Annotated in this window: 12 protein-coding genes and 1 tRNA gene; 11 read left to right on the top strand and 2 right to left on the bottom strand. The window is 60.2% G+C overall.

Features of this window, described 5'->3' with window-relative positions; all coding sequences use genetic code 11:
* The first annotated feature begins 321 nt into the window (after nt 1–321).
* The 4 genes from NKH90_RS28820 to NKH90_RS28835 all read left to right on the top strand — a co-directional run bounded on the left by NKH90_RS28820 (nt 322) and on the right by NKH90_RS28835 (nt 5,247).
* Nucleotides 322–1,626, top strand: coding sequence for a M24 family metallopeptidase (locus NKH90_RS28820; RefSeq protein WP_352822442.1), 1,305 nt, complete (start codon nt 322–324; stop codon nt 1,624–1,626).
* Nucleotides 1,627–1,646: 20 nt separating this feature from the next.
* Entirely contained in the window at nt 1,647–2,324 is a 678-nt protein-coding gene (locus NKH90_RS28825) for an isochorismatase family protein (RefSeq protein ID WP_352817838.1), read from the top strand.
* Between the two features lie 16 nt (nt 2,325–2,340).
* On the top strand, nt 2,341–3,333 hold the full coding sequence (locus tag NKH90_RS28830) for an alpha/beta hydrolase (protein WP_352822446.1): 993 nt from the start codon (nt 2,341–2,343) through the stop codon (nt 3,331–3,333).
* Nucleotides 3,334–3,606: 273 nt separating this feature from the next.
* On the top strand, nt 3,607–5,247 hold the full coding sequence (locus NKH90_RS28835) for an ABC transporter substrate-binding protein (RefSeq protein WP_352822448.1): 1,641 nt from the start codon (nt 3,607–3,609) through the stop codon (nt 5,245–5,247).
* A 139-nt stretch (nt 5,248–5,386) separates the two neighbouring features.
* Here the strand turns inward: NKH90_RS28835 and NKH90_RS28840 are convergent, their stop codons facing one another.
* A complete protein-coding gene (locus tag NKH90_RS28840; RefSeq protein ID WP_352822486.1) occupies nt 5,387–5,773 on the bottom strand; it encodes a hypothetical protein in 387 nt (128 codons plus the stop codon).
* Between the two features lie 777 nt (nt 5,774–6,550).
* Here NKH90_RS28840 and NKH90_RS28845 point away from each other — a divergent pair.
* From NKH90_RS28845 to NKH90_RS28875, 7 genes are all read left to right on the top strand, one after another.
* Nucleotides 6,551–6,940 (top strand): hypothetical protein, encoded by a 390-nt coding sequence (locus tag NKH90_RS28845; protein ID WP_352614715.1) that lies wholly within the window; start codon nt 6,551–6,553, stop codon nt 6,938–6,940.
* A gap of 33 nt (nt 6,941–6,973) precedes the next feature.
* The gene (locus tag NKH90_RS28850) at nt 6,974–7,414 is read left to right on the top strand and encodes a hypothetical protein (RefSeq protein ID WP_352473549.1); all 441 of its coding nucleotides are present in this window, start codon (nt 6,974–6,976) and stop codon (nt 7,412–7,414) included.
* A gap of 113 nt (nt 7,415–7,527) precedes the next feature.
* A complete protein-coding gene (locus tag NKH90_RS28855) occupies nt 7,528–8,448 on the top strand; it encodes a Do family serine endopeptidase (protein ID WP_352822450.1) in 921 nt (306 codons plus the stop codon).
* 39 nt (nt 8,449–8,487) lie between these two features.
* The gene (locus NKH90_RS28860) at nt 8,488–10,782 is read left to right on the top strand and encodes a lysozyme inhibitor LprI family protein (RefSeq protein WP_352822452.1); all 2,295 of its coding nucleotides are present in this window, start codon (nt 8,488–8,490) and stop codon (nt 10,780–10,782) included.
* Nucleotides 10,783–10,882: 100 nt separating this feature from the next.
* Nucleotides 10,883–11,290 (top strand): lysozyme inhibitor LprI family protein, encoded by a 408-nt coding sequence (locus tag NKH90_RS28865; RefSeq protein WP_352473552.1) that lies wholly within the window; start codon nt 10,883–10,885, stop codon nt 11,288–11,290.
* A gap of 115 nt (nt 11,291–11,405) precedes the next feature.
* Nucleotides 11,406–11,906: a hypothetical protein gene (locus tag NKH90_RS28870; protein WP_352614725.1), complete on the top strand. Its 501-nt coding sequence runs from the start codon at nt 11,406–11,408 to the stop codon at nt 11,904–11,906.
* Nucleotides 11,907–11,984: 78 nt separating this feature from the next.
* Nucleotides 11,985–12,356 carry a DUF4087 domain-containing protein gene (locus tag NKH90_RS28875; RefSeq protein ID WP_352473554.1) on the top strand — a complete coding sequence of 124 codons (372 nt, stop codon included), beginning with the start codon at nt 11,985–11,987 and terminating at the stop codon, nt 12,354–12,356.
* Between the two features lie 129 nt (nt 12,357–12,485).
* Here NKH90_RS28875 and NKH90_RS28880 read toward each other — a convergent pair.
* Nucleotides 12,486–12,570: transfer RNA gene (locus NKH90_RS28880), tRNA-Leu, on the bottom strand.
* Between the last annotated feature and the right edge of the window lie 6 nt (nt 12,571–12,576).

The following is a 12,576-nucleotide window of genomic DNA, read 5'->3' on the forward strand; positions in this document are numbered from 1 at the left end:
GCTCCTTCGCTCAACTGCCTCTCCAAAGAATCCTTTCTCAGCCTAAACTCAACCCCAAAATCGCCATATGCGATTCCCCTGCCCTCAAGGGGGAGATTGGCAGCTTCGATGCTCCGCTCCTCCTGCGACGGTGGAAATTCACGAAAGCGGCGATGACGAGCCGATCTCCCCCCTTGAGGGGGAGATGTCCGGCAGGACAGAGGGGGGCGCCGTAGAACGCTACGGAACGACTTCAAGCGGTATTTCGCACAACATCTGCGGTATCGCGCACAGCCTCTGAACGACGTATGGCTCATCTTCCCCGCTTCCAGGAGGCACCCCATGAGCATTGTCGTTTTTGACCCCGACAGCACCGAGGATGTCGACTTCAAGGACCGCATGCGCCATCCGGCGGCGGCGGATCCGGCCGGCGGCATGTGGCTGTCGGACACCGAGCCGTCCTTCATCGACGCCGACGCGCTGCGCAAGGGCCGGCTGGCCAGGCTGCGCGCCTGGATGCGCGAGGCCGGCTATGGCGGCGTCGTTTTGTTCGACCCCTACAACCAGCGCTACGCCACCGGCTCGCGCAACATGTTCGGCTATTTCCTGCGCAACTCGACGCGCTACTTCTTCATCCCCACCGAAGGGCCGATCGTGTTGTTCGAATATCCGCAGAGCTACCATGTCTCGATGGTGCTCGACACGATCGACGAGGCGCGTCCGTCCAAGCTGGTCTGGTCATCGGTGTCAGGCCGCGACGACGAGACCGCCGGCCCGTTCGCCGATGAGATCGCCGAATTGCTCAAGGCGCATGGCGGCGGCTCGATGAAGCTCGGCCTTGACCGCTGCAGCCATCTGCAGGCACTGGCGCTGGAAAAGCGCGGCTGCGAGGTGCGGGATTGCCAGGGCGAGATTTTGGCGGTGCGCGCGGTCAAGACGCCCGAGGAAGTAAAATGCCTGCAGGTGTCGATGGCTGGCGCCGAGGCCGCCGTCTATGCCGTGCGCGAGGCGATCAAGCCCGGCGTTTCCGAAAACGACCTGTTCGCCATCATGTATGGCGAGGTGATCCGGCAAGGCGGCGAGTTCATCGAAACCCGGCTGCTGACCTCGGGCCAGCGCACCAATCCGTGGTTCAACGAGGCGAGCGGCCGCAAGATCAGGCCGGGCGAACTCTTGGCGCTCGATACCGACACGATCGGCTGCTACGGCTATTATTCGGATTTCTCGCGTACCTTCCGCTGCGGCCCGGGCAGGCCGACGGATTACCAGAAGTCGCTCTACAAGATGGCGCACGACCAGGTTCAGCACAATATCGGGGTCGTCAAGCCGGGCATGGCATTTCGCGAGATTGCCGAAAAGGCCTGGAAGATACCGGACCGCTTCGTCGACCAGCGCTATACCTCGGTCATGCACGGCGTCGGCATGCATGGCGAGACGCCGTTCATCGCGCATGCCATGGACTACGAGACCTATGGCCGCGACGGTGTCATCGTGCCCGGCATGGTGGTCAGCGTCGAAAGCTATATCGGCGAGAAGGGCGGCCGTGAGGGCGTCAAGCTGGAGGACGAGATCCTGATCACCGAGACCGGCACCGAGCTTCTGTCGCGCTTCCCTTATGAGGACGAGTTCCTTGACAGGCAGGTTTGAGTGCTGACAGGCAGTTTTGCATGAAAAGCCCGATCTCGATCAAGCGCGGCAAGGTGGCGGCGGTGTTCATCGATCTCCAGGAGGAGCATCGGCGGGACAAGCGCTATCTGGTCGAAGGCTATGGCGATATCCTCGCCAACGTCCAGCGGCTGCAGACAGCAGCACGAGCCAATCATGTGCCTTTGTATCACTGGGCCTATATCGTCGATCTCGCCACGGCGCGGCCGTTCCACCCGGTCGAGGCCAGCGGCAAGTCGGCATTTTCCGACAAGGACGATCCGCTGACTGCCATCTGCGCGGAAGTAGGCCCGGCGCCAGGCGAGATGATGCTGGTCAAGACCGATGCCAGCGCCTTCCGCGCGGGGCCTGCCGCCGAACGGTTGAAGGCCGATGGCATCGAGTGGCTGGTCGTTGCCGGCGTCTGGACCGAGGCCTGCATCGATGCCACCGTCAAGGATGCGGTGGCGCTCGGGTTTCGAGTGCTGCTGGTCAAGGATGCCTGCGGCAGTGGCAGCACGGCGATGCACCAGACGGCCATCCTCAACCTTGCCAACCGGCTCTATGGCGGTGCCGTCACCACCACCGACGGCGCCTGCCGGCTGCTGGCAGGCGAGACGGTCGAAGCCTGGCAGGTCGAGGGCTCGGTGCCGCTGCGCTTCAGCTATGAAAATGCTGCCCGGCTCTACGCCGAGCTCTGAGCGGGATCGCGCAGCGATGATCACCGAGGCCGAGCGACCCGGAACGAGAGGGCGCGGAAAATACCAGACGCTGCTCGATCCGGAGCTGTGGGCCTATATCGATCGGGTCAACGAGTGGTATCCGCCCGAAATCGTCTACATGCCGATCGACAGGCAGCGGGCGGTCTATGATGCCATGTGCCGGGCGTTTCGCGAGCCCTATCCACCCGGCGTCAAGGCCAGCGACAGCGCGGTTCCTGCCGGCGACCGTGCGATCCCGGTCCGGCGTTACCAGATGGCGGGCACGGCGCCGCAGGCGATGGTTGTCTATTATCACGGCGGCGGCTTCGTCCTTGGCGGCCTCGACAGCCATGACGACATCTGCGCCGAGATATGCGCCGGCACCGGCTTTGCCGTGCTGTCCGCCGATTACCGGCTGGCGCCCGAGCATCTGCATCCGGCCGCCTTCGACGATGCGCTGGCCGTATTCGAATGGGCGACGGCGACGGCCGGCCTGCCGATAGTGCTCTGCGGCGAAAGCGCCGGCGGCAATCTGGCCGCTGCGGTGGCACAGGCGACACACCGCCATCCTCGCCATGCGATCGGCCAGGTGCTGATCTATCCCGAGCTCGGCGGCCCGGAACCAGTTGGCAAAGAGAGCGCCGGCTCCTGTGTCGAGCACGCCGAAGCGCCGCTGCTGACGTTGCGCGATATCGAATTCTATCGCAACGTGCGCTCCGCAAAGGCACAGTCGCCCGACGATCCGACCTTTTCGCCACTCCGAGGCAGCAATTTCTCCGGCCTGCCGCCGACCTTCATCATCACGGCCGAGTGCGATCCGCTGTCCTCCAACGGCGAGGCCTATCGCGACCGCATCCTCGCCGCCGGCGGCCGCGCCTGGTGGCGCGAGGAGCCGCGTCTGGTGCACAGTTTCCTGCGCGCCCGCAAAACCGTTCCGCGCGCCGGTGAAGCCTTCGCCCGCGTCATTGCGGCCATCGCCGCGCTCGGCAAAGGCGACTGGCCTTACTGAAGTTGCGAAGGCCCCCTCATCCTGCCGCTTCGCGTCCACCTTCCCCTCGGGGAGAGGTCGGATTGCCCCGAATTGCCCTTCGCAATTCGGTTGGCAATCCGGGTGAGGGGGGACCTTCCGTTTGCGGAACAGCGCACAAGAACTGCGGAAGTCCGAACACTCCCCCACGGGAGCTCGCCCTATCATCCCCGAGGCAATGGCGCTCCGGCGATCGCATCCGTCCCCCGCGTTTGGCGATCGGCAGAGGTGCCCAACAACAGGGGAATGACGACAATGAAGTTCATGCTGACCGATCGAAAACTGCATCCGCAGGCCGAGCCCGTCGCCGATGGCTTCAAGAAAGGCCAGATGAACCGGCGCGAATATCTCGCCACCATGGCTGCGCTCGGCGTCAGCGCTACCGGCGCGCTGGCGCTCGGCGGGCTTGCGCCGTCACCGGCCAGGGCCGACGAGCCGAAGCGCGGCGGCATCTTGCGTGTCGCCATGAACGTCAAGGGCTGGAAGGATCCGCGCACCTTCGACGGCGTCGAGATGTCCAACGTCGCCCGCCAGTGCAACGAATATTTGGTGCGCTGGAAGCGCGACTTCACCTTCGAGCCATGGCTGCTCGAGAGCTGGGAAACCAGCGACGACGCCCGCGTGCTGACGCTGCATGTCCGCAAGGGCATCACCTGGTCGAACGGCGACACCTTCAACGCCGACGACGTGATCCACAATCTGACGCGCTGGTGCGATGCGTCCGTCGCCGGCAATTCGGTCGCCGCGCGCATGGGCGCACTGGTCAACGCCGACACCAAGAAGGCCGTCGACGGCGGCATCGAGCGCGTCGACGACGTCACCGTGCGGCTCAATTTGCCGAAGCCCGACATTTCGCTGATCGCCGGCATGGCCGACTACCCGGCGCTGATCATGCACCGCAGCTATGAAGGCGACGGCGATCCGCTGAAGGCATTGGCGATCACCACCGGGCCTTGCGAACTCGTGGCATGGGATGCCGAGGTCGGCGCCGAAGTCCGCCGCAAAGACAAGCCATGGTGGAAGGGCGAGTTCTACCTCGACGGCATCAAATGGGTGGACTACGGCTCCGACCCCAATGCGATGCTGTCGGCCTTCGAATCGGGCGAGATCGACACCGACCACGAAACCGCCTCCGACACGGTTGCGCAGACCGACTCCATGGGCCTGAGCAATTCGGAAATCGCCACCGGCTCGACCATCGTCGCGCGGTTCAATATCGGCAATCCGCCCTATGACGACATCAAGGTGCGCCGCGCCGCCCAGCTCGCCGTCGACAACGCCGCCGTGCTGAAGATCGGCATGGACAACCGCGGCAAGCCTGCCGAGAACCATCATGTCGGGCCGATGCATCCCGAATATGCCGATATCGGCCCGGCCGTCCGCAACATTGATCAAGCCAAGGCCCTGCTCGCCGAGGCCGGCAAGGCCGACCACGAATACGAACTCATCTCGGTCGACGTCGACTGGCAGAAGAGCACCGGCGATGCCATCGCCGCGCAGATGCGCGAGGCCGGGCTGAAGATCAAGCGCACCGTGCTGCCGGCCGCGACCTTCTGGAACGACTGGAGCAAATATCCTTTCTCCTGCACGGAATGGCTCGGCCGGCCGCTCGGCGTCCAGGTGCTGGCGCTCGCTTATAAGTCTGGCGCCGCGTGGAACGAGAGCGCCTACGCCGATCCGGAATTCGACAGTCTGCTCGACAAGGCGCTGGCGATGCCCGATCCCGGCGCCCGCAAGGAGCTCATGGCCAAGATCGAACAGAATCTCCGCGATTCCGGCATCATCATCCAGCCCTACTGGCGCTCGGTCTACCGCACCTACCGCAAGGGGGTGCATGGCTGCGAGCAGCACCAGTCGCTCGAGCAGCATTTCGAGAAGGTTTGGCTCGAGGCGTAGCCTTGCAGACGACCAATTGTCGGGGCCAGCGCCGCTCCTTCTTCCTTCTCCCCTTGTGGGAGAAGGTGGATTGGCGCGCAGCGCCAAGACGGTTGAGGGGTGCGGACGGAGTGCCGTCAGTATCAAGCTGGAACACCCCTCATCCACCTTCTCCCACAAGGGGAGAAGGAAGAGCCACGCCACGCCTTGAAATCTCCAATCCAAGCCGCACGGTCTCCCGCACCAGCAGGTCCAGATCGTCGCGCCGGGTGCGGTGGTTGTTGATCGCCACCCTGAGGCTATGCTGGCCATGCACCGTCGTGTCGGAAATGGCGGCGATGCCTTCTTCCTGCAGCCTCAGCATGATCTCGGTATTGAGCGCTTTCAGGCGCTCCCCGCCCAGTCCGTCCGCGCGGTAGCGAAAGCACACGATGTTGATGCTCACCGGCGCCGCCAGTGCGAGTGCTGGTTCGGCCGCGATCAGCGCGCCGAGATAATGCCCTTGCGCGATGTTCTGGTCGATCAGCCGGCTCCCAAAATCGCGCAAGCTGTGTGCGCTGCTCGCCTATCTGGCGCTGGCGCCGCATCCGGTCGGCCGCAGCCGCCTCTGCGAGCTTTTGTGGGATGTGCCGCCCCCACTGCGCCCCTATTTGGCACTCCGCAGCGTTGAAAAGTCGGGCAAAGGGGCGCGTTTCTTTCGGCCCTCGCAACGGTTGGCTGGGTTCGAAAAAATACTACAATAGATCGCGATTAGGGCGATCGTATAAGATGTGCTATCGTCGCGCCTTTTTTGTAGAGCTGGCGCAAAATTCACAACAACATAGAATATTGCTTGTACTAACTCGGCTTAATGAGAACAAAACTAAGGAAGCATTCCGGAATCTTGCTGCTGGTCACATTTCAGTATCTGCTAAGATAGCCCGTGCTGATTCCGAATTATTAAGCATTTGCAAAATTCAATCCTGCGATATTGGGATTTGTCCTTGTCATAGGCTGACACGGATGCATTTCTTGGAAGCACAGCCGCGTCAGCGGATCGTTGAAACATGCTTGGGCGGACGGGGCACTAAGCATGGAGAGGAATATTGACACTCGCTAATGCGGCGGCCCCGGCCGGGAGCGTTCGACCCGACGCAAGAGACTACGGCAACCGTCGGCTAAGTCGTCGAATGCATCGCCCACAGCCTGGCTCTCGTTTGATGGCCGGCGAAGCTTTGCCCTCCTCCGATTGGCGCCAGCCTTCGCGGCAAAAGCGGGGATCGCCGCCTGCAATGGCCTTCCGATATGGACGATGTCCGCCGCCAGCCAGTCGGAGGAATGAATCATGAAATTCGTAATCTATGCGACCTTGGCCACTGCTTTGATGGCGATCGCCGGTTGTACCACCGACGACTACGGCGGTTGTCGCGGAAAGGGCTGCCTGGCTGATCGGCCCCATAAAGGTGGCCGACAGATTGACTATCGGCCGCAGTTCGACAGGAACGGCAATCCCAACTTCGATACCAGGGGCCGTTACATCGGCTGCCATGGGCTCGGATGTAAAGTCGACGATCCTGATGACGGGGATCAAAGTATCGACGACAGACCGCAGTACGACAGAGAAGGCAATCCCAACTTCGATACGCAAGGCAACTACCAAGGCTGCCGCGGCATCGGCTGCGAGGTCGATACACCGGACGATGACAATTCATCCGACGATGACGATTCCGATTAACGGACTCGGGGGCGAACAAGGAGGAAGCCAATCATGTCTGAATTCAGCGGCCTGGTCCGGCGACATGCCAAAATCGTTATGGTCGGCCTTGCGGGGTTGGGAATGGCGCTGACGTCCGCTTTCGCTGCGAATAACGCCTGTGACGGTATAAAGGTCGAAGTGACGAAGGCGCGCAAGCAGGAATATGCCCCTCTAGTCGTCTCGGCGATGACCAATAAGTTCAAGCCCGCTCAGGCAAAGTTCTTCACGATCATGGAGAGCGGCAGCTGGAGCGCCGCCTACGTCTCCACGCCGGTGAGCGACGACGGCGTGATGTTCTTCCAGACAGTCGACGGAAAGAAGCAGTTTCGCGACGTGTGGGGCGGCTATGCCGAGCCGTCGGAAAAACCTGAACTGGTATCCTGGGCGAAGAAGCTCGGAGCGCCGCAAGACCTGGCAAAGTGTTTTGCCGAGGAAGTTACGGAACGACGGTGATGATCGCTGGAAATTGCCGCTGACCGTTGGTGCAGGGGGAGAATGATTGGTGAGCGCTCCGGGGCGCCGGGGCTCTGAGATCGACTCCAATCATCAGCTGCAGGATGTGCAAAATGCAAACCGTTCGAAAATCCAGACTGATAATGCAGCTCGCCCGTGCATTGGCAACTTCAGTGAAAATGACGGCTGTTGTGAGTGTAGCTGTCCCGCACACGATCAATGTTGCGTATGCCAGCAAATATGATCTGCCGAAACCCTATGTTTCCCGGGCTCTTAACGCGGTTCTGATACCGATCAATCACGCCTCTCGGCACCGCTACCAGATCCCGCCCAAGCTTCGCGGCGTGTATGTCCTGGCCGTTGCACCCCACGGTGTTGCCGCGCGGCAAGGCATCCGACCGGGTGATGTGCTTGCCACAGTGCGGCATCAGCCGATTTCGACGCCGCGCGATGTCGATAGGTTCGTTTGGGCCGCCCTTGCCGCGAGTGCCACCAGTTTCCTGTTTGGCGTGAACCGCGGGACAGAAGTCACAGACGTCGTCGAGGTCAACACCAACATCACCGTCAACAACTTCAACACCAACATCTCGGTCAACAATATCTCCCAATGGACGAGCGTCGACAATCGAGAGGAATGGACGCAGATCGTCGATGAGTATGACGAGGAGATGGAGGCGGGCCTCAATGACACAAGCTATCGCGGGGACGACTCGCAGCCTGGGGACGCCAGTCAGGACGCAGAAACGTCTCCTCCCGATGCCGATGACAAAAGTTCCGATGATCAGGACGATCCGAGCGATCAGAACGACGACACTGACGACGATAGTACGGATAACGATGCGTCGGATGACAGCACTGACAACAATAGTTCCGACGATCAGGACGATTCGAGCGATCAGAATGACGATGCAGACCCAACGGACGGTGGTGATGGCGACAACAACACCGACACTGACGACAACAGCTCGGATGACGATGCGACGGATGACAGTACCGACGACGCTGCCGGATCGAACGACGACGATGCCAACTAGCAGCCGACCGGGCCGGCAGTTCTAAACAGAGGTCAACCGATGAAAACCGCGACGCTGACCATTGCCATGGTCCTGGCCATGCCGGCTTTCGTTTTTGCCCAGGACAAGTGCTACGACGCCGCCAAGGATCAGGCAGCCGCGAACGAGTGCGCCGATGCCGCGTCCAAGAAATCCGACAACAAGCTCAACGAGCTTTACAAGCAGATTGAAACCCGCGTGAAGGATGATGTGGATACCAAGACGCTTTTTGTTCAAGCACAGCGCGATTGGGTCAAATTTCGCGACGCGGAGTGCAGTTTCCAGACCGTGGGAGCGGCCGGAGGAAGTGTAATGCCAATGCTCGTCGCGCAGTGCATGGACAGCCTGACGCAATCCCGTGTCAAAGACTTCGAGGATTACCTGAAATGCCAGGAAGGCGATCCGAGCTGCCCCGTTCCGGCAGCGAACACATCACATGCCGCACCTGCGGTGGCCGAAGAGACCGTCCCTGTCCAGGCTGCCGGCCCGATACTTATTCCATTGCAACACGTCAGGGAATACGGAACCGACGGTGGTTATCACAAACTCGGGATCATGGTGGGCATCAATAGTGCCAAGCCTCGTCTGTTCGAATTCGACACCGGGTCGGATGAGTTCAACGCGGAGATCGATTCGAGCGTCCCTGGCGTAAAGCCGGTGCCCGGCAGCAAGCCCGCAATGTACGCCTATGGTGACGGCACCTATGGCGATTGGGTACAACAGGTACGGTTCGACAGCCTGTCTTTTTACGATCCGGATGATGCGTGGGAGCCTGTCGTAACCTTCGACGGCGGCTTTAGCGCTGCTCGGGTGGTGGATTACGTCTACACCAAGGGTTTCGGCGACCTCGAGGATGTGAAATTGATGCAGAAGCCCGTTGGTCAATACGGCGATACGCCAGTCTATGCGGATCTTAATGCGCGCGAGAGAATGCAGAAAGGCGAACCCGGTGGTTCGACGACGTTTTACGGCATCTTTGGAGCCGCCGATTTTATCTTTCCAGGAGACCAGACCAGTGCCCCCGGCGGTCAAACCCGAAGCGGCTATGTGGTCTCTGCCAATGCAAATCTTGGAAAAAGGAAGACGACACCGGGCTGCGGTCCGTGCCTGACGCTGAATTTGTCCCCCAGTCTGAGATCCCAGTTTACGGCCCTGACGCCGTGGGGCGAAGGGGATTTTCAGGCTTACCAGAGACGATTCCCGCGATCAGGCGCGAATGCATCCAATGAGTACGAAGGGTCTTACCGTTATACGATTTCTTTTGACCATAAGGGAAAGAAGCAATCGGTTGATTTCAGCGGACCCGTCTTATTGGATACAGGAACAGCGACATTTGTTCATATTACGAATGAAGATACTTTAAATAAGCTAAAGTCGAAAGGTTTTAAAATTGATAAATACAGTTCTGGCATAATAAACTTCAAGTTTTTTGGATTTGACGATAGTTTCAACAACAGGGAATACAGCGATGTCGTTATCGATCGCCAAAGCGATGAGGAGAGAGGCCATGGAATTTGGGTCGGCCTACCCTTCTTTCAGTCCAATTCCGTGATGTATGATCTGGAGAACAAAACAACCGCCTATTCACCCTATTTTGTCAGCGCTGCCGACTTTACGACAGACGCGGCTGTCAAGGATCAAGTGCAGCTCAACCGAGTGAACGGCGAAATGGGCAGCGACGGATGGCTCGGATTGGCCGGGAACATCTTCGGCGCCGGCGACTTCACGATCGAGAAGGACGCGGACGTGCGCATGACCGGGGCCAATACCTACACGGGCACAACCCACATCGCGGCCGATGGCTATCTTACTCTGGCCGGGCCGGGCAGCATCGAGCATTCCTCGCGCGTCATAGTCGACGGTGTGCTCAACATCGATCAGAAAGGAAACCACCTGAAGCCCTGGGGAGTGGCGCACTCCCTGAACGATACGGCCATTCGCAACCTTGGCGGTAAAGGCGAGGTCTATCTGGGCGCGGGCAGACTGATCCTGACAGCAGCCGACGGGCAATTTGATGGAACCATCGCGGACTTTGATGACGCCGGCGACAGCGGCGGCCTCGTTGTTGCCGGTGGCAAGCTGACGCTGAGCGGCAAGAACAAATATTCGGGCATGACGGAAGTGGTGGCGGGAGCGGAGTTGCACGTGACCGGCTCTTTGACCGGTGACGTTTCCGTCTCGGGACTGCTTGTCGTTGACGGAGAGGTCTCCGGCGAAGTCATGGTCAAGGAGGGCGGCACGCTGACCGGCTCAGGAAAGGTCGGCAACGTCACGGTCGCCGAAGGTGGCAAAGCTGATCCAATGAAAACCAGATAATCGGGCCATGGGCCGATCGTGGCAATAACGGACAGCTGACGAGAACATAGGGCGGGGCTGAGCAACTTAAGAGCTTGACTGCAATCGGAAAGGGAAATCGATGAAAATAGCGATATTGACTGCTGCCGTGGTTCTGGCTGCGCCGACATTCGCCCTTGCCAAGGACAAGTGCGCCGATGCCAAGGATCAGGCCACCATGAATCAGTGCTTCGGTGCCGAGTTCCAGAAATCCGACAAGAAGCTCAATGAGCTTTACAAGCAGATCGAAGCCCGCCTGAAGGACGATGCGGATACCAAGAAGCTTCTTGTTCAGGCACAGCGGGATTGGGGCAAGTTTCGCGACGCGGAGTGCAGTTTTCAGACTGCTGGATCGGCCGGAGGAAGCGTAATACCGATGCTCATCGCGCAATGCATGGACGGCCTGACGCAATCCCGTGTCAAAGCCTTCGAGGGTTACCTGAATTGCAAGGAAGGCGATCTGAGTTGCCCCGTTCCGGCCGCGAACTGACACGTGCTGCAACTTATTTGATCATGATGAAGCCGGCGGCGAGCATGACGTCGCTGCCAGATATGAACAATGCGAGGGGCATCATCACTGCGTGGGGACTTGAAGGAGGTGGATTGTGAAACGCTGCGGATCATCGCTCGCAATGGCGATTGCGGCATCTGTGCTGCTGGCATCTGCCGTGCCGGCAACAGCCCAGGATGACATGGGCTTCGACGTCAACGTCACGCTGTCCAAGAAAGCAGCCGCCAAGCTCGCGGCTGAAAAGGAGGGAATCGTCGTCTTCGCCTCCTATTACGGCGACCCCAAGCCGAGCGCCGCGAAGCACGCCAACGAAGTCGGCCTGATCGATCTCACACCGCACGACGAAGAGGTGGAGATACCGGGCACAGGCGGCCACGCCCGCATCAGCGGCGCCAAGGTCGACGCAAAGCGTCTCGACTGGCTTGCCGGCCCTCCCGATGTCAACGTCAACGTTGCGTCGGCGCGCAAGAGCAGCTCGGTCAATCTGCTCGGCTGCGATTTCATCGACGGTCCACTCAGCAACGTCCAAAGGGCGCCCGTGACGCTTCATTGCGGATTGATCGAAGAACATGTGGACACGAAGTTGAAGCCATAAGGCTCGCAAAAGTCATGCGCGTCCCCGGCGCCAACGGATCGGCGGCACGACCTGACCTACTTCAGGGAGGAGATATTCATGCGCCCACTGTTCGCTATCTGTGTCTGCCTGGCTATCATGTCCTTGTCTGCAGCCGCCCATGCCGAGCGCCGTTGTGGCTGGTACTCCAGCCCGACCCCCGGCAACCTCGTCCTGACCGACAGTGACGGGGATTGGTGGATCCAGATGCAGGGACGCCCGGATCCCAAGGGCATCGACAATGTGCCGGCCTTTGACGAGCGGCAATTCGTCGAGACCAATGTGCCTGGTTCGGGTCACGGCTACGGATGTGCGTGCATGAACGTCGTAACCAACGCCAAGCAACAGAAGATCACCAGAGTGATCTCGGGCCAAATCCTTCCGCTGCTGCGCTGTCGCAACGACAGATCGCTGCCTAACCCGGACGGATAATTGTTGGATATCTTGTGGATACCATGGCTGACGGTAGGCAGCTTAGAGCATTGGATCAAGAAAAAGCCCGGCAAACCGGGCTTTTTCTTGGGTCTCTGAAACCGCATCAATCGGTTCGAAACGGGAATTTGGTGCCCAGAAGAGGACTCGAACCTCCACTCCTTGCGGAACACGGACCTGAACCGTGCGCGTCTACCAATTCCGCCATCTGGGCTGGTGC

The sequence above is a fragment of the Mesorhizobium sp. M0898 genome (assembly GCF_040319695.1).
In the GTDB taxonomy this organism is placed as follows: domain Bacteria; phylum Pseudomonadota; class Alphaproteobacteria; order Rhizobiales; family Rhizobiaceae; genus Mesorhizobium.